Source organism: Massilia sp. 9I, assembly GCF_902506415.1.
Taxonomy (GTDB): Bacteria; Pseudomonadota; Gammaproteobacteria; order Burkholderiales; family Burkholderiaceae_D; genus Telluria.
The window spans coordinates 3,852,521-3,868,764 of the sequence record NZ_LR733275.1 but is presented as its reverse complement, the minus strand read 5'-3'; the positions used below and the strand labels follow the sequence as shown (position 1 = coordinate 3,868,764).

General features: G+C 65.1%; 16 protein-coding genes. 3 read left to right on the top strand and 13 right to left on the bottom strand.

Going from position 1 to position 16,244, the window contains the following annotated elements; all coding sequences use genetic code 11:
* Positions 1–116: 116 nt before the first annotated feature.
* From holA to GV068_RS17300, 6 genes are all read right to left on the bottom strand, one after another.
* Positions 117–1,136 carry a DNA polymerase III subunit delta gene (holA, locus tag GV068_RS17325; RefSeq protein ID WP_159700501.1) on the bottom strand — a complete coding sequence of 340 codons (1,020 nt, stop codon included), beginning with the start codon at positions 1,134–1,136 and terminating at the stop codon, positions 117–119.
* Positions 1,137–1,145: 9 nt separating this feature from the next.
* Positions 1,146–1,652: an LPS assembly lipoprotein LptE gene (lptE, locus tag GV068_RS17320; RefSeq protein WP_229464282.1), complete on the bottom strand. Its 507-nt coding sequence runs from the start codon at positions 1,650–1,652 to the stop codon at positions 1,146–1,148.
* Between the two features lie 3 nt (positions 1,653–1,655).
* Positions 1,656–4,298, bottom strand: coding sequence for a leucine--tRNA ligase (gene leuS / locus GV068_RS17315; RefSeq protein ID WP_159700498.1), 2,643 nt, complete (start codon positions 4,296–4,298; stop codon positions 1,656–1,658).
* A 136-nt stretch (positions 4,299–4,434) separates the two neighbouring features.
* The gene (locus GV068_RS17310) at positions 4,435–4,761 is read right to left on the bottom strand and encodes a barstar family protein (RefSeq protein WP_159700495.1); all 327 of its coding nucleotides are present in this window, start codon (positions 4,759–4,761) and stop codon (positions 4,435–4,437) included.
* Between the two features lies 1 nt (position 4,762).
* The gene (gene dapB / locus GV068_RS17305; protein WP_159700492.1) at positions 4,763–5,572 is read right to left on the bottom strand and encodes a 4-hydroxy-tetrahydrodipicolinate reductase; all 810 of its coding nucleotides are present in this window, start codon (positions 5,570–5,572) and stop codon (positions 4,763–4,765) included.
* 10 nt (positions 5,573–5,582) lie between these two features.
* Positions 5,583–6,194, bottom strand: a complete 612-nt coding sequence (locus GV068_RS17300; protein ID WP_159700489.1) for an outer membrane protein assembly factor BamE — start codon at positions 6,192–6,194, stop codon at positions 5,583–5,585.
* A gap of 79 nt (positions 6,195–6,273) precedes the next feature.
* On the opposite strand from GV068_RS17300, the gene fur reads away from it, so the two are divergent.
* Positions 6,274–6,702: a ferric iron uptake transcriptional regulator gene (gene fur, locus GV068_RS17295; RefSeq protein ID WP_159700486.1), complete on the top strand. Its 429-nt coding sequence runs from the start codon at positions 6,274–6,276 to the stop codon at positions 6,700–6,702.
* 12 nt (positions 6,703–6,714) lie between these two features.
* Here fur and hrcA read toward each other — a convergent pair whose 3' ends face one another.
* Positions 6,715–7,731 carry a heat-inducible transcriptional repressor HrcA gene (gene hrcA / locus GV068_RS17290; protein WP_159700483.1) on the bottom strand — a complete coding sequence of 339 codons (1,017 nt, stop codon included), beginning with the start codon at positions 7,729–7,731 and terminating at the stop codon, positions 6,715–6,717.
* Between the two features lie 68 nt (positions 7,732–7,799).
* Entirely contained in the window at positions 7,800–8,510 is a 711-nt protein-coding gene (locus GV068_RS17285; RefSeq protein ID WP_159700480.1) for an HAD family hydrolase, read from the bottom strand.
* Positions 8,511–8,751: 241 nt separating this feature from the next.
* On the opposite strand from GV068_RS17285, the gene GV068_RS17280 reads away from it, so the two are divergent.
* Together GV068_RS17280 and GV068_RS17275 are read left to right on the top strand one after the other, a co-directional pair.
* Positions 8,752–9,339: a hypothetical protein gene (locus GV068_RS17280; protein ID WP_159700477.1), complete on the top strand. Its 588-nt coding sequence runs from the start codon at positions 8,752–8,754 to the stop codon at positions 9,337–9,339.
* A 15-nt stretch (positions 9,340–9,354) separates the two neighbouring features.
* Entirely contained in the window at positions 9,355–10,008 is a 654-nt protein-coding gene (locus GV068_RS17275; RefSeq protein ID WP_159700474.1) for a hypothetical protein, read from the top strand.
* A gap of 176 nt (positions 10,009–10,184) precedes the next feature.
* On the opposite strand, the gene GV068_RS24960 is transcribed toward GV068_RS17275, so the two are convergent.
* From GV068_RS24960 to GV068_RS17255, 5 genes are all read right to left on the bottom strand, one after another.
* Positions 10,185–10,358 (bottom strand): hypothetical protein, encoded by a 174-nt coding sequence (locus tag GV068_RS24960; RefSeq protein ID WP_201303306.1) that lies wholly within the window; start codon positions 10,356–10,358, stop codon positions 10,185–10,187.
* Positions 10,359–10,594: 236 nt separating this feature from the next.
* Positions 10,595–11,362 (bottom strand): 16S rRNA (adenine(1518)-N(6)/adenine(1519)-N(6))-dimethyltransferase RsmA, encoded by a 768-nt coding sequence (gene rsmA / locus GV068_RS17270; RefSeq protein WP_159700471.1) that lies wholly within the window; start codon positions 11,360–11,362, stop codon positions 10,595–10,597.
* Positions 11,363–11,381: 19 nt separating this feature from the next.
* Positions 11,382–12,419, bottom strand: a complete 1,038-nt coding sequence (gene pdxA, locus GV068_RS17265) for a 4-hydroxythreonine-4-phosphate dehydrogenase PdxA (RefSeq protein WP_201303394.1) — start codon at positions 12,417–12,419, stop codon at positions 11,382–11,384.
* 10 nt (positions 12,420–12,429) lie between these two features.
* Positions 12,430–13,854, bottom strand: a complete 1,425-nt coding sequence (locus GV068_RS17260) for a peptidylprolyl isomerase (protein WP_159700465.1) — start codon at positions 13,852–13,854, stop codon at positions 12,430–12,432.
* Between the two features lie 85 nt (positions 13,855–13,939).
* Positions 13,940–16,219, bottom strand: a complete 2,280-nt coding sequence (locus GV068_RS17255; RefSeq protein ID WP_159700462.1) for an LPS-assembly protein LptD — start codon at positions 16,217–16,219, stop codon at positions 13,940–13,942.
* Positions 16,220–16,244: the final 25 nt, after the last annotated feature.

Here is a 16,244-nt window from a genome sequence, read left to right as displayed (position 1 = left end):
GTAGCCCGTTTCGGTTTTCGTAGGGTGGGCGGCTTGTCCGCCCACGCGTTCAAACAGCAGTTGAGTAGCGCGGCAGCCGGTTGGACGCGTGGGCGGGAGACCCGCCCACCCTACAGTTACGCGCCGCGGGCTACTTTAAGCGCCAGCTGGAGCATGGCATCCCACGCGTCCCCGGCGAAGGCTTTCGCGCGCAGGCCTTTGACCATGCGGTCGACCTGCGCCGCTTCCTGCAGGGCCGCTTCCAGCGTGGCCACCGACACGCGGCGCAGCGCCGGCTCCATCATCCGCTCGCGCGGACCCCAGATGCGGTATTCCTTGAGCAGCGCGCCCAGCGGGCGTCCCTGCGCCATCCCGGATTTCAATTTTAGCAGCGTGCGGATTTCTTCACTGACGGCCCACAAGACCAGCGGCAGGGCCTCGCCCTCGCCCTTCAAACCGTCGAGCATGCGCGCCAGGCGCGCCGGGTCGCCGTGCAGCATCGCTTCGGACAGCTTGAACACGTCGTAGCGCGCCACGTTGAGCACCGCATCCTGCACCTGCTCGAAGCTCAGCTTGCCCGGCTCGTACAGCAGCCCGAGCTTCTGGATCTCCTGGTGCGCCGCCAGCAGGTTGCCCTCGACGCGGTCGGCGATGAAGTCCAGGCTCTGGCGCTCGGCGCTCTGCCCCTGCGCGCCCAGGCGCATGCCGATCCAGCCCGGCAATGCGGGGCGCTCCACGTTCGGGATCTCGATGTAGACGGCCGCCTGCTGCAGCGCCGCCACCCAGGACGCCTTGGCGGTCTGCCAGTCCAGCTTCGGCAGGGTGACGAGGGTGAGGTTGTCGGGACCCAGGTCCTTGGCATACGCCTGCAGGGCGGCGCTGCCGTCCTTGCCCGGCTTGCCGCTCGGGATGCGCAGCTCGATCAGCTTCTTGTCGCCGAACAGGGACATGGCCTGGTTCGCCGCCAGCAACTCGCCCCATTTGAAGTTGCGCTCGACCGTGAGCACGTCGCGCTCGGTGTAGCCCTGGGCGCGGGCGGTCTTGCGGATGCGGTCGGCCGCTTCCAGCGCGAGCAGGTGCTCGTCGCTGGTGATCACGTACAAGGGCGCGAGGCCCTTGGCCAGGTGGCCCTCCAGGGCCTCAGGCCGCAGTTGCATAAGTCAGCTTCACACCGGTTTGATGGCCGCCAGGCGGCGCAGGATCTGCTGCACCAGGTCGGCCTGCATGTCGCGGTACAGGAGCTGCTCTTCCGATTCCTTGGCCAGCACCTGCGATTCGTCGAAGGCGATGTTGCGGCGCAGGGTGATCTCGGTCGGGGCCAGCAGCTCCTTGTTGTTGGCGTTGCGCACGCGGAACACCAGCGTATAGCTGAGCGAGTATTCGCGCACCCGGCCCAGGCTGTTCAGCGACAGGATCGCCTTGCCGCGCGATTCGGACAGCACGTCGAACAGCGCTTCCGCCTTGGAGGCGTCAGGCTCGATGCGCACGCCGTCGCCAGCGCGCAGGTTGCGCTTGAGCTCCGTGCCCAGCGGCGAAGTCTCGGCGAAAGCCAGGTAGATGCTCTTGAAGGGCATGTTGTACTGGCCGTTCGAGCCGCGCAGCTGGAAGCCGCAACCCGCCAGGATTGCAGCCGCCAGCAGCGCCAGGATGACGCGCACCATATTGGTCTTCATCGATTACACCACGATGTTGATGAGTTTACCCGGGACGACGATGACCTTCTTCGGCGTGCCTTCGATGAACTTCTGCACCGATTCCTCGGCCAGCGCGGCGGCTTCGATGCTCGCCTTGTCGGCGTCCTTCGCCACCTTGACCGAGCCGCGCAGCTTGCCGTTCACCTGGATCATCAGTTCGATCTCGGACTGTTCCAGCGCGGCCGGGTCGACTTCCGGCCACTGCACATTGAGGATGTCGCCGTAGACGGCGGCATAGCCCAGATCCTGCCACAGTGCGTGGGTGATGTGCGGCGCCACCGGGTTCAGCAGGCGCAGGAAGATCGAGAAGCCTTCGGCGATGACAGCGTCGCTCGCGACACCTTCCGCCAGCTTGCTGGACTCCAGCGTGTTCAGCATCTTCATGCAGGCCGAGACCACGGTGTTGTACTGGATGCGCTTGAGGTCGTAGTCGGCCTGCTGCAGCACCTTGTGCACTTCGCGGCGCAGGGTCTTCTGGGCGTCGTCGAGCGAACCTTGCTGCTGGCCTTGCAGCGCCGCCGCGATACGCTCGCGCTGCGCATAGCCATAAGCCCAGACGCGGCGCAGGAAGCGGCTCGCGCCTTCGACACCGCTGTTCGACCACTCCAGGGTCTGTTCCGGCGGCGAAGCGAACATGGTGAACAGGCGCGCGGTGTCGGCGCCGTACTGCTCGATCTGGGCCTGCGGGTCGATGCCGTTGTTCTTCGACTTCGACATCTTCTCGGTGCCGCCGATCTCCACCGGCTGGCCGTCCGACTTCAGGACCGCGCTCTGCGGGCGGCCTTTATCGTCGAAGGTCAGTTCGACGTCGGCCGGGTTGAACCAGGTCTTCTTGCCCGATGCATCCTCGCGGTAGTAGGTCTCGTTCAGCACCATGCCCTGGGTCAGCAGGTTGACGAAAGGCTCGTCGAACTTGAGCAGGCCGAAGTCGCGCATCACCTTGGTCCAGAAGCGCGCGTACAGCAGGTGCATGACGGCGTGTTCGATGCCGCCGATGTACTGGTCCATCGGCATCCAGTAGTCGTTGCGCTCGTCGACCATCTTGTCGTTCGAACCCGGCGAGGTATAGCGCATGTAGTACCAGGACGAATCGATGAAGGTGTCCATCGTGTCGGTCTCGCGGCGCGCCGGCTTGCCGCACTTCGGGCAATCGCACTTGAGGAAGGCTTCGTCCTTGTTCAGCGGGTTGCCGGTGCCGTCCGGGACCAGGTGTTCCGGCAGCACGACCGGCAGGTCCTGCTCGGGCACCGGCACCGCGCCGCAGTCGCCGCAGTGGATCATCGGAATCGGGGTGCCCCAGTAGCGCTGGCGCGAGATGCCCCAGTCGCGCAGGCGGAAGGTGACCTTCTTGTCGCCCAGGCCCTGTGCGGCCAGGTCGCCCGCCACGGCGTTGACCGCCGCGATGTAATCGAGGCCGTCGTACTTGCCCGAGTTGATGGTCTTGCCGTGTTCCTTGTCGCCGTACCACTCCTGCCAGGCGTCGAGCGAAAATTCCTGACCCGGGACTTCCACCACCTGCTTGATCGGCAGATCGTATTTTTTCGCGAAGCCGAAGTCGCGCTCGTCATGCGCCGGCACGCCCATCACGGCGCCGTCGCCGTAGGTCATGAGGACGTAGTTGCCGACCCAGACCGGCACCTGCTCACCGGTGACCGGGTGCGTCACGGACAGGCCCGTCGGCATGCCCTTCTTCTCCATCGTCGCCATGTCGGCTTCGATCACGGAGCCCAGCTTGCACTCGGCGATGAAGGCCTGCAGTTCCGGGTTGTTCTTCGCTGCGTGCTGGGCCAGCGGATGCTCGGCCGCGACGGCGCAGAAGGTCACACCCATGATGGTGTCGGCGCGGGTGGTGAAGACGTACAGCTTGCCGTCGTTGATGAGTTCACCGGCTTCGTCCATGATCACGTGCGGGAAGGCGAAGCGCACGCCGGTCGACTTGCCGATCCAGTTCGCCTGCATGATGCGCACGCGCTCCGGCCAGCCCGGCAGCTTGTTGTCAACGTAGTCCAGCAGCTCGTCCGCGTAGTCGGTGATGCGCACGTAGTACATCGGGATCTCGCGCTTCTCGATCAGCGCGCCCGAGCGCCAGCCGCGGCCGTCCACCACCTGTTCGTTCGCCAGCACGGTCTGGTCCACCGGGTCCCAGTTCACGGTGCCGGTCTTCTGGTAGATGATGCCCTTCTCGAGCATCTTGAGGAACATCCACTGGTTCCACTTGTAGTATTCCGGCTTGCAGGCGGTCATCTCGCGCGACCAATCGATGGCCAGGCCCATCGATTCCATCTGCCCGCGCATGTGCGCGATGTTCGAATAGGTCCACTCCGCCGGCGGCACATTGTTCGCCATCGCCGCGTTCTCGGCCGGCATGCCGAAGGCGTCCCAGCCCATCGGCATCAGCACGTTGTAGCCGTTCATCCGCAGGTAGCGGTACATCACATCGTTGATCGTATAGTTGCGCACGTGACCCATGTGCAGCTTGCCCGACGGGTAAGGCAGCATCGAGCAGGCGTAATACTTGCCTTTCGGGAAACGCGGGTCGTGTTCGACCGCCTTGTAGGCGTCGATCGACTTCCAGTAGGCCTGGGCGGCCTGTTCTACTTCGGCTGGACTATATTTTTCTTGCATGATTTCTGCAGACGTAATGAGGGGTGGAACCGGACATTATACTGTTTCGTATTGCACTGCGGCGAAAGGCAGAAGCGCAATAAAAAACCGCCATGCCTGTCTCGACAGGGATGGCGGTGATGGACGCTGTGGCCCCTTAGCGCAGCACGAGTTCCAGCGCCGGCTTCTCGCCGTAATCGTCGTAACGCTCGTTGATGCCGCCCACGCAGAAAGCGAGCTCTTCCAGCAGGTCGGGTGCGGCCGCCTTCATTTTTTCCGCGTCGAGGATGACGATTTCCAGCACCTCATCCGGCTTGAGCCGGAACTTGGTCATGTTCTCATCGTCGCGCAGGTAGCTCATGCAGTCCACCCAGGCGTCGATCGACTCCGCGTACGAATCGGGGAAGCCGAAGGCGCGCCGGCTCTCCGCGTGGAAGGAGGCTTCGTCGACGATGGCGGCGCCGTTCAGTTCTGCGACTGCCATCTCAAGCCTTCAGGCCCAGCACGTCGTCCATGCCGAACAGGCCGTTCGGCTTGCCCGCCAGGAAGCGCGCGGCGCGCAGGGCGCCATGGGCATAGGTCACGCGGCTGCTCGATTTGTGGCTGATCTCGATGCGCTCGCCCGTGCCGAGGAACATGACGGTGTGGTCGCCCACCACGTCGCCGCCGCGCACGGTGGCGAAGCCGATGGTCGACGGGTCGCGCTCGCCGGTCACGCCTTCGCGGCCATAGACGGCGCATTCCTTGAGGTCGCGGCCCAGGGCATCGGCGATCACCTCGCCCATCTTCAGCGCGGTGCCGCTCGGCGCATCGACCTTGTGGCGGTGGTGCGCTTCGACGATCTCGATGTCGTAGCCTTCGCTGAAGCTCTTCGCTGCCATTTCCAGCAACTTGAGGGTGACGTTCACGCCCACGCTCATGTTCGGCGCGAACACGATGCCCACCTTCTCGCCTGCCGCACGAATGGCAGCCTTGCCGGCGTCGTCGAAACCGGTGGTGCCGATCACCAGCTGCACATTGTTGGCGACGCAGTATTCCAGGTGCTGCAGCGTGCCTTCCGGGCGGGTGAAGTCGATCAGGACGTCGGCGTCCTTGAGGCCGAGGGCCAGGTCGGACTGGATGCTCACGCCAGTCAGCTGGCCGGCGAAGGCGCCCGCGTCCGTGCCCACGTGGGGCGAGCCGGCGACGTCCAGCGCGCCTGCCAGCTCGGCGTCGGGCGCGGCCTGGATGGCTTCGACCAGCATGCGGCCCATGCGGCCGCTGGCGCCGGCAACGGCGATTTTCAGCTTGCTCATGGCTGCGACCTTACGGTTGGATGACCGGAGCGCCGCCGATCTTCGCCGGTTCGACCGGACGCGATTCCGGCTTGGCCTTGGTGCTCACCTTGGCCGGGCCGGCAATGCGGTCGATGTATTCGCGCTCGGTCGGCAGGTTGCCGCCTTCGAAGCGTTCGACCTTGTCGTCCTTGAAGTAGACGGTGACGCGGCTGGTGGTCAGCTCGCCGTTGCCGCGCGCGAGGTAGAACGGGAAGTCCCAGCGATCGTCGTGGAACACGTCGGTGAGCAGCGGCGAACCGAGGATGAAGCGCACCTGGTCGCGGGTCTGGCCGACCTTCAGCTCCCTCAGCATTTCGGCCGAAACGAAGTTACCCTGCTGGATGTCGGGGCGGTAGGGCGAGAAGATCCAGAAGAACTTCTGCAGCTTGGACGCCTGGACGGTCTGGGCGCCGGCATTCGCGGCGGCGGCCGATTTCTGGGCGTCGGCGACGATGGTCGCCGGATCCGTCTCCACCGGTGCAGCCGGGCGGGTCTGGTTGCGCCAGGCCGCGCAGCCGGACAGCGTCAAGGTGCAGGCGAGGCCCGCCGCGAGTGCTGCCCGAGAGGAGAATCGACGGAAAACGGCTGGTTTGACATGCATAGGTAACCTCAAAACGTTTGAGCGGGAGCTCCAAAACGCTATATCATAAAGCACTTCCGCCAAACTACGAGTAACAAACATGAGTAACAACCCGACCGACCTGAAGGCCAGTGGCCTGAAGGCTACCCTGCCGCGCCTGAAAATCCTGGAAATCTTCCAGAACAGCAGCGTGCGGCACCTGACGGCGGAAGATGTCTACAAGATCCTGCTGGCGGATAACATGGACGTGGGCCTGGCCACGGTGTACCGCGTGCTGACCCAGTTCGAACAGGCCGGCCTGCTGAACCGTAACCACTTCGAAACCGGCAAGGCCATCTACGAGCTGAACGCCGGCTCCCACCACGACCACCTCGTCTGCCTGGACTGCGGCCACGTGGAAGAGTTCTACGACGAAGAGATCGAGTCGCGCCAGCACAAGATCGCGGTGGAGCGCGGCTTCAAGATTGCCGAGCACTCGCTGGCGATTTATGGCAATTGCGTGAAAGTGGGCTGCCCGCGCAAGGGCTGATAGAACTGAAGCTCACGGCTGGCTCAGGGCATTCGACAACAGCTTCGCCGTAATATCCACAATCGGAATCACCCGCTCGTAGGCCATGCGGGTGGGGCCGATCACCCCCAGGGTGCCGACGATGCGGCCATTCACCTCGTAGGGCGCCGTCACCACGCTCATTTCGTCCATCGGCACCAGCTTGGATTCGCCGCCGATGAAGATCTGCACCCCGCCCGCCTTGCTCGACACGTCCAGCAGCTGCATCAGGCCGGTCTTCTGCTCGAACATCTCGAACATCTGGCGCAGCGAGCTCATGTTGGACGACAGATCCGACACCGACAGCAGGTTGCGCTCGCCCGCGATCACCATGTCGTCGCCCTCGGCCATCGCCTCGCTGCCCGCCTCCACCGCCACCTGCATCAGCCTGCCCATGTCGTCGCGCAGCTGGCGCAGTTCGCCGCCCAGGCGCTGGCGCACCTCGTCGAAGGTGAGGCCGGCGTAATTCTGGTTCAGGTAGTTGGCCGACTGCGTCAGCTGGCTCGGGCTGTAGTCGACGTCGGTCAGCAGCAGGCGGTTCTGGACGTCGCCGCGCGGGTCGACGATCACCAGCAGGATGCGCTTCTCGGACAGGCGCAGGAATTCGATCTGCTGGAACACCGACTCGCGCCGCGGGCTTTGCACTACGCCGGCGAACTGCGTCAGCGAGGACAGCATCTGGGCCGCATTGGCAATCATCTTCTGGGGCTGCTGCACGGGCAGGCGCATGTGCTGGGCGGCGGCGGCCTGCTCGTCGATGTGCTGCACGGTGAGCAGGGTGTCGACGAACAGCCGGTAGCCGCGCGGCGTCGGGATCCGGCCGGCCGAGGTGTGCGGACTGGCGACATAGCCCATTTCCTCGAGGTCGGCCATGATGTTGCGGATCGTGGCCGGCGACACGTCGAGGCCGGAGATCTTCGAGAGCGCACGCGAGCCGACAGGCTGGCCGTCGGCGATGTAGCGTTCGACGAGGGCTTTGAGCAGGGTCTGGGCGCGGGGTTCGAGTTGCATGCGGGTTGCTGGGTCAGGAATGCGGAAGATCGCTCTCTATTATGCACGCTTGCGCGGCTGGCGCCAGTTCAGACGTGCTCGCGCTTGAGCCAGTCCAGCAGTCCGTCCAGATCGCTCACCTCGGCGTCCGGCCTGACTTCGTCCGGCAGGTAGTTGACCTGGCCGGTGCGGTTCATCCACACGGCGCGCAGGCCGGCGCGCTGGGCGCCGTAGACATCCAGGCGCAGGTCGTCGCCCACGTAGACCGCTTCGCCCGGCGCGACGCCGAGCAGGCGGCAGCCCTCCAGGAAGATCGCGCGGTCCGGCTTGCCGACGCCGAAGCCGGGCGCGGAGACCGAGGCGTCGAAGTGGCGCGCCAGGCCGATCGTCTGCAGATCGGCATTGCCGTTGGTGACGGAGCCGATCAGCACCCTGCCCTTCAGGCGCAGCAGGCCGGGCAGCACGTCGTCGTAGGGAATCACCGCGTTGCGGGCGGCGAAGAACTCGGTCATCGCCAGTTCCACCTTGCCGGCATCCTCGCCGGCCTGCTCGAAGGCGGCGATCAGGCCGGCGCGGCGCAGGGCGCCGAGGTCCAGCTGGAATTCCGGCTGGCGCGCCAGCAGCTCGAGCCGGGCCTGGCGCAGGGTCTCGATCGTGTACTGCTGGGCTACCCGCGGCGCATGTTCGCGCAGCCAGGCGAACAGGATCTGCTCGGCTTCGATGATGACCGGGGCGATCGGCCACAGGGTGTCGTCGAGGTCGAACAATACGGCTTTGGGCCAGGGACGGCGTGCGGTCATGGTGGGGGCGGTGGGAAGGTGGCGCTCAGGGCAAGGATAGCGAGCACGCCTGTAGAAATCAATCGTACGCAGCCTGCGGGCTACCGGCGGTTACACCGTGATACAAAGGCAAACCGTCCAGCTGCTTGCCAAATGGACTAAAATGTTGGGCGATTATTGTGTTCAATGGGTGTCCGACCGCGTGTTTGCGGCCACATTGCACATCCTTAGCACGTTCACCAGTCAGATTTTTGGAGAAATTATGAAGAGTTCGTACCTGCGTGCCGGTGCCGCGATGGCATGCGCGCTGGCGCTGACCGCCTGCGGCGGCAGCGATGGCGACCTGGTCGTCGGTGGTTCGTTTAGTGGCGTCACCAAGCCTGGCCTGGTCCTGCAGAACAATGGCGGCTCCGACCTGACGGTCGACCCGACCAGCACCGGCGCGGGAACCTTCTATTTCCCGAATTTGGTGGAAACCGATTCCAGCTACAACGTCACCGTCAAGACCATTCCGAGCAACGCCGAGAAGTGCGTGGCTTCCCAGAATACCGGCAAGGTGGCCTTCAACATCACCACCGTGCAGGTCGTCTGCACCATCCGCCAGCATGAGCTGAAGGGCACGGTCAGCGGCCTGGCCGGCACCCTGGTGCTGGTGAACGGCGCCGACCGCGTCACGGTGGCGCCTGGCGCCACCTCCTTCACCATGGCCAAGGTCAACGAAGACGCGCCTTACACCGTCTCGGTCCTGACCCAGCCCGACAACCAGACCTGCACCGTCGCCAACGGCAGCGGCACCGTGGGCCAGGCCGACATCACCAATGTCGCAGTGAGCTGCGGCCCGCGTACTTAATAAACTGGAGCAATCTTGATGAAGTTTTCCCTGATCCGTTCGGCAGCCATGCTGGCAGTGGCAGTGGGCCTCGCATCCTGCGGCGGCGGCGGCGACGATACCTACACGGTGGCCGGCACCGTCGAAGGCCTGCAATACCCTAGCCTGGTGCTGACCAATAACGGCGAAGACATCACCGTCGCGCCTCCGGCCAAGGCCGGCGACCCGGTGACCTTCAGCTTCCCGAAGAAGCTCGACTACGGCGATACCTACAGCGTCTCGGTCAAGGCCAACCCGCCTCACCAGAGCTGCGGCGTGAACCAGTTCTACCAGCTGAGCGCCGCGGACACCGCCGGCCGCCTGGCCGTGATCAACGCGCGTTTCTCGTGCGTCGTCAATGAATACACGATCGGCGGCACCATCACCGGACTGACCAAGGACAATACCGGCCTGGTGCTGGCCAACGGCAGTACCACCGGCAGCATCACGATCGGGGCGGCCGACACCAACACCACGGGCACCGCCTTCGAATACCAGATGCCGGTCACCGTTCCCTACAACCAGACCTATAGCGTCGCCGTGATCACCCAACCGAAGGGCGCCGTCTGCACCGTGGCCAACCCGAGCGGCACCATGGGCGATGCCAATGTCACCAACATCAACATCACCTGCGCCCAGACCGGCGCCTGATAGAGATATTTAATTAAATTATGTCTCGTATTTGAAAGGGAAATTGGACTTATATGCTGTGACGCAGCATAATAACTCCTGTCTCCTCCAACTCTCCTCAGAAAAGAATTGGATTTAAGCCCGCCTCAACAGCGGGCTTTTTTTTCGCCTACCCGCCGGAGGCAGCTGTCTGCGGATCAGGCCGGGCGCTTGGCCGACACCTTCACGACGGCGACCTGCGAGGCGCTGACCGACACCTGGGCATTGCCGGCGTCGGCTGCGCGGCCGATCGCAGCTTCTGCGTAGGTGCTGACGCCGGCGAGAGCCAGGGCGACGACGAAGATGGCTTCCATGTTCTTGAGGACGTTCATTTTGCGCTCCTTCAGCGTGTATTTAGTAAGCAGTTAGCCGTTGTTGGCTGTCGATGGAAGCACTTTATCGAATGGCCCTTGAAGGCTCCAGTCAGGTGCGACGGACTGCAGGAAACGGCGTCTGAAGGGCGGGAAATGCGCGATGCGCTGCGCTTGTGCAGCGCAATGCAGGGCTGGATACGGGGAGAGAATGGGCGCAGGCGGCGCGGCCGCCTGCGATCGGACGAGTCAGGAACTCAGAGCAGGTTGGCGAGCGCCACGTACTGCTCCAGGCCCACCGCTTCCGGCCTGGCGCCCGGATCGATCCCCGCCTCGACCAGCTGCGCTTCGGTGAACATCCCCGCTACGCAGTTGCGGATCACCTTGCGGCGCTGGGAAAAGGCCTTGGCCACCACCTTTTCCAGGGTGGCGCCATCGACTTCCAGCATCTGGCGCTTCGGGATCATGCGCACGATGGCGGAATCGACCTGGGGCGGCGGGTCGAAGGCGGTCGGCGGGACGATGAACATCAAATCCATGTCGTAGCGCCACTGCAGCATCACCGACAGGCGGCTGTAGGCCTTGGTGCCCGGCTCAGCCACCATGCGCTCCACCACTTCCTTCTGCAGCATGAAATGCTGGTCCTCGACCAGGGGCGCGAATTCGGCCAGGTGGAACAGCAGCGGGCTCGAGATGTTGTACGGCAGGTTGCCGACCACGCGCAGCTTTTGCCCTTCAGGCACCGGGATCGCACCGAAATCGAACTTCAAGGCGTCGCCCGAATGCACGGTGAGCTTTTCGCGCGGATAGGCTTTTTCCAGGCGCGCCACCAGGTCGCGGTCCAGCTCCACCACGTGCATGTGGTCGAGCGACTTGAGCAGCAGCGCCGTCATCGCGGCCAGTCCCGGCCCGATCTCGACCATTGTCTCGCCGCGGCGCGGCCCGATGGCGTCGATGATGTTGTCCAGGACGAGTTTGTCGGTCAGGAAGTTCTGGCCGAAGCGCTTGCGTGCGACGTGTTTCATGGGTGCTTTCTTCTTGTGTTTACTTGGTGCGCGATGCGGCCATTTGCATGGCGGCGCGGATCGCTTCGATCATGCTGCCGCAATCGGCCAGGCCCAGGCCCTGGGCGGCGAGATCAAGCGCGGTGCCGTGGTCGACCGAGGTGCGCACGATCGGCAGGCCGAGCGTGACGTTGATGCCGTGCCCGAAGGTGGCGTATTTGAGCACCGGCAGGCCCTGGTCGTGGTACATCGCCAGCACGCAGTCCGCATCGAGCAGGTACTTCGGCTGGAACAGGGTATCGGCCGGGTACGGGCCGCGCGCATCGATGCCGCGCGCCCTCGCCGCTTCCAGGACGGGCGTGATGACCTCGATCTCTTCGCGGCCCAGGTAGCCGTTCTCGCCCGCGTGCGGGTTCAGGCCGGTGACCAGGATGCGCGGCGCGGCGATGCCGAACTTGTTTTTCAGGTCGGCGTCGATGATGTCGATGACCTGGGTGAGATTGTCGATCGTGAGCGCCGCCGGGACGTCCTTCAGCGGCAGATGGGTCGTCGCCAGGGCCACGCGCAGGTAGGGCTGCTCGCCCGCCGGCTGCCCCGCCAGCATCATCACCACCTTGGACGTTCCCGTTTTTTCGGCCAGGTATTCGGTATGGCCCGAGAAGGCCACGCCGGCGTCGTTGATCGTGCTTTTCTGGAGCGGCGCGGTGACGATGCCGTCGAACCAGCCGTTCCGGGCCCCTTCGATCGCGAGGTCGAGGGTGGCCAGCACGGCGCGCCCGTTTTCCGCGTCCAGGGTGCCCGGCACCACATGGGCCGCGAGCGGCACGTCGATGACGGCCAGGCGATCCTTGCCGAAGTGCGGCAGGCCGCCGTTGCGCAGCGCCTGGGTCGACAGCGCCGAGAGGCGGATGGAAGGGTCGATCAGGCTGGCGGTGAGCGCCAGGAAGGCGGCGTCGCCGACCAGCACGCAGTTGGCGGATTCGCGCAGCGCCCAGGCCGCGCGGATCGAGATTTCAGGGCCGATGCCGGCCGGTTCGCCGACCGTGATTGCAAGCGCCGGTCGGGTTCCAGTCGACATCACCATGGGATTACTGCTCCTCGCGGAACTCGACGTAGGCGCGGTCGCGCACCTGGCGCATCCAGTCTTCCATCGCTTCCTGCAGCTTACGCTCGCGCAGGACCTGGCGGGCCAGGTTGCGCTCTTTCTGCGCGCTCTGGTCTTCGCTCTTGCGCTCGACGAGGCGCAGGATGCTGAAGCCGAACGGCGACTCGATCACATCCGAGATTTCGCCTGGTTTCAGGGTAGCCAGAGCCTGATCAAATTCCGGACCGGCGTCACCCGGCTCCAGCCAGCCCAGGTCGCCGCCCTTGGCCGCGCTGCCGGTTTCCTGGCTGTTCTGGCGCGCCAGGTCTTCGAAGGTAGCGCTCTTGTCGAGGATCTTCTGGCGCAGTTCGCGCAGCTTCTTCTTGACGTCGTCCGCCGTCATGGTCGGCGTCGGCTTCATGAGGATGACGCTGGCGCGGGTCTGCTGCACCACGGCGCCTTTCTCGGCAGCGGCGGCGTCCGCCAGGCTGCGCTGCTCCGACATCTTCAGGATGTGGAAGCCGACGTTGGTCTTGATCACCTGGGTGACCTGGCCCGGCTTCAGCTTGCGCAGTTCGGTGGCGAAGACCGGCGGCAGGCGGTCCGGGTCACGCCAGCCGATCTCGCCGCCCTTCAGCGCGTCGTTCGAATCGGAATAAGTGGCGGCCATCTTGCTGAAATCGGCGCCGGTGCGCAGCTGGCGCGCCACTTCCTCGGCGCGTGCGCGGCGTGCCGCGATCTGCTCCGGCGAGGCGTTCTCGGGCACCGCCACCAGAATCTGCGCCAGGTTCATCTCGACCTTGTCGGCGGCAAGCGCCTTCGACGCGGTGAGATAGGTGTCGATCTCGGCTTCCGAGACCTGGATCTTGGAGTCGACCTCGTGCTCGCGCAGGCGCTGCATCATGATCTCGTTGCGGATGTCGTCGCGGAACTGGCTGTAGGCCATGCCCTCTTTTTCCATCTGGTTGCGCATCTCCTGCACCGACATCTTCTGGTTCTCGGCGATGCGGCCGATGGTGGAGTCGAGCTGGCGGTCGTCGACGCGCACGCCCATTTCCTTGGCCAGCTGGATCTGCGCGCGCTCGACGATCATCGCCTCGACCACCTGGCGCTCCAGGGTGGCCTGGTCCGGCAGCTGCGTGTTGCGCGCCTTGAGGTTCTGCACGGTCTGGGCGACGCGGTTGCGCACCTCGTTCTTCGTGATCACTTCGTCATTGACCACCACGTGGATCGAATCGATCACCTTGGCATTGGCCGATGCCGGCGGCAGGAAGCCGCTACCCGGATTCGTGGCCGGCGCCGTCGACGGCACTTTGGCTTGGGCCAACACCTGGCCCGTGGTCAGCGCGCACAGCAGGGCCGTGGCGAGCGCGCGTTTTGCAGGCTTGCCTGCATGTTTAAGAACGTGGAAGCGGGTGGAACGCGTCATCTGGAAAGCACTCATTCAGGGTGAATAATCATTCTATTGCCAACGGAGCAGTCTACTGCAAGCCAGTTAAGTCGTCCTTAAAAATTCAGGGACGCCCCACGCTGGTGTTCAGCTGCGTATAGCCCGGCACGCTCCTGGTGAAGGCCCCGAGCGCGTCGCCCGGCCCCAGGCGCGAGAGGCCGTTGAGCTCGAGCTGGAAGAAGGCCGAGGTCGTCGTGGTCTGGGCAGCCGTGACGAAACGCTGGGCTCCCATGCGGAAGGTCCAGCAGTCGGCCTTGTATTCCAGGCCGACGAGGCTGTCGAGCAGCTTGCCCTTCCCGACCGGGGTCGCCCCGACCACGCCGTACGAGCGCAGCGCATAGCTCACGCGTCCGACCCCGTACCAGCGCGCCGAGATCGGCCACTGCCCCGAAAAATCGACGTTGCGGAAGCTGTCCCGCTGATAACGGTACTCGGCATTCAAGACCTTCATCCGCGCCGGCTGCCACTGCGTGCTCAGGTTCGAGCTGTACAGGTTGCTGCCGGTCGCGTCGTATTGTACGCCGCTATCGAAGCTCCAGGTCTCGGAAATGCGGCCCGAGGCCGCCAGCAGCACGTCGGAACGGCTCTGGTGCACCGGCTCGCCCGGCAGGCGCACGCGCGGCTCGTCGAAGTAGATGCGCTGGCCGAAAGCCAGGCGCAGGCGCTCGGCGCCGTCCGGCTGGATGTAGCGCGACACCACGGCGGCGGTCAGCTGGTTGGCGTCCGACACGCGGTCGGCGCCGACGTAGCGGTTCTCGCTGAACAGCTGGGCGTAGTTGAAGCCCGCGCGGCCGGTGTCGAAGTTCGGGAACAGGCTCTGGTCCTTGTACGGGGTGTACACGTAGAACAGGCGCGGTTCCAGGGTTTGCGTGACGCCGCGCCCGAACAGCGAGGCCTCGCGCTCGAACACCAGGCCGCTGTCGAGCGAGAAGGTATTCAGGCTGCGCGACAGCTTGGTCGGGCCGGTGTAGGTGGTGCCGCCCATGCTGCGGTCCAGGTCGTACCTGGTGTGGTGGCTGATGACTTTCGGGGTCACAAACCAGCCCGGGCGCACGATCGGATAGCTGACCTGGCCCACCGCCACTGCGCGGTTGCCGCGCACCCAGTCGGGGTGCCAGAAGCTCACCGCCTCGGCGTCAAAAGCCCAGTCGAAGCCGGCGACGTCGTAGCGGCCGGCGTGGAAGTTAATCTGCGGCAGGCGGTCGTAGGGACGCGGCACCGTCAGGCCGTTGGTCGGCGTGGCGGCCGGGTCCTGCAGCACCTGGTAGTTCTGGGCGCGCGCCGACAGGCTCCAGTACTGGCCGACGAGGTCGGTGCGCACCTCGCGCAGCAGCTGGCGCTCGGCGCTGGCCGCCACCGTGCGCGAGAAGTCGCTCGGGTATTCGTTGTCCGAAGCCGCGTGCAGGTTCCAGCCGTAGGACCAGTTCGGCGCCAGCGACTGGGTATGGATCGAGTCGACGCGCCAGCGGTCGGTGCCGGTCTCGCGGTCGTGGCGCAGGCCTTCGACGTGGGTTTCGCCGTTGTAGGCGCCGCGCTCGGTCACGCCGAGGTAGCGCCCGGTGGCACCCAGCTGCAGGCCGCGGTCGAACATCAGGCGCGGGAACACCGTCAGGTCGCGGTTGGGGGCGATGTTGAAGTAGTACGGCACCATCACCTCGGCCTTGCCCTTGGACCCGAAGTCCACGGTGGGCGCGAGCCAGCCGGAGCGGCGCGCGCCCGACAGCGAGAACGACAGGGCCGGCGTGGCGAGAATTGGCACGTCCTTGAAATAGAGCACCGTATTACCGGCCAGGCCGACGTCGCGCCCGCTGTCCAGGCGCAGCGTGCTGGACCTGAGGTACCAGTCCGGGTCCGGGCCTTCGCAGGTGCTGTAGGTGCCCTCGCGCACCACGGCGACGTCTTCGCCGAGGAAGTCGATGCGCGAGGCATTGCCCTGGGCGTTGTTCAGCTGCAGGCGGTATTCCGGACGCAGCAGGTAGCCCTTGCCGCTTTCCAGGTTCAGCTGCAGCTCGTCGCCCTTGTAGCGGTCGCCGAAGCGCCACATGTTGACATTGCCGGTGGCCGTGACCTGGTCTTCGACAACCAGGTAGCAGGCGGTGTCGGCGCGCAGGCGGGTCTGGCCGCGTGTCAGTTCGACATCGCGCGCCAGGTTCAGCTGGCGGTCGGGACGGCCATTGATGTCCTCGGCGCGGATCGTGATCGGCAGGGTGCTCTCATCAGGATGTGGCGCGGGGGGTACAGTCTGGGCGTACAGCGGCGCCGATGTGGCGATGGCGGCGCTCGCCAATACATACAGTGCGCGCGGCTGCCGCGGGGGAAATGGGTGGGCCGAAAACCAGCTCATGGAGAATCTGCGTGCGCCATAAAGG

Coding starts and splice junctions, on each gene's coding strand:
- lptE (WP_229464282.1), bottom strand. CDS start 1,652: ATGAAGACCAATATGGTGCGCGTCATCCTGGCGCTGCTGGCGGCTGCA.
- GV068_RS17280 (WP_159700477.1), top strand. CDS start 8,752: ATGAAGAGTTCGTACCTGCGTGCCGGTGCCGCGATGGCATGCGCGCTG.
- GV068_RS17255 (WP_159700462.1), bottom strand. CDS start 16,219: ATGAGCTGGTTTTCGGCCCACCCATTTCCCCCGCGGCAGCCGCGCGCA.
- GV068_RS17310 (WP_159700495.1), bottom strand. CDS start 4,761: ATGGCAGTCGCAGAACTGAACGGCGCCGCCATCGTCGACGAAGCCTCC.
- fur (WP_159700486.1), top strand. CDS start 6,274: ATGAGTAACAACCCGACCGACCTGAAGGCCAGTGGCCTGAAGGCTACC.
- rsmA (WP_159700471.1), bottom strand. CDS start 11,362: ATGAAACACGTCGCACGCAAGCGCTTCGGCCAGAACTTCCTGACCGAC.
- GV068_RS17260 (WP_159700465.1), bottom strand. CDS start 13,854: ATGACGCGTTCCACCCGCTTCCACGTTCTTAAACATGCAGGCAAGCCT.
- dapB (WP_159700492.1), bottom strand. CDS start 5,572: ATGAGCAAGCTGAAAATCGCCGTTGCCGGCGCCAGCGGCCGCATGGGC.
- GV068_RS24960 (WP_201303306.1), bottom strand. CDS start 10,358: ATGAACGTCCTCAAGAACATGGAAGCCATCTTCGTCGTCGCCCTGGCT.
- leuS (WP_159700498.1), bottom strand. CDS start 4,298: ATGCAAGAAAAATATAGTCCAGCCGAAGTAGAACAGGCCGCCCAGGCC.
- holA (WP_159700501.1), bottom strand. CDS start 1,136: ATGCAACTGCGGCCTGAGGCCCTGGAGGGCCACCTGGCCAAGGGCCTC.
- GV068_RS17300 (WP_159700489.1), bottom strand. CDS start 6,194: ATGCATGTCAAACCAGCCGTTTTCCGTCGATTCTCCTCTCGGGCAGCA.
- hrcA (WP_159700483.1), bottom strand. CDS start 7,731: ATGCAACTCGAACCCCGCGCCCAGACCCTGCTCAAAGCCCTCGTCGAA.
- pdxA (WP_201303394.1), bottom strand. CDS start 12,419: ATGTCGACTGGAACCCGACCGGCGCTTGCAATCACGGTCGGCGAACCG.
- GV068_RS17285 (WP_159700480.1), bottom strand. CDS start 8,510: ATGACCGCACGCCGTCCCTGGCCCAAAGCCGTATTGTTCGACCTCGAC.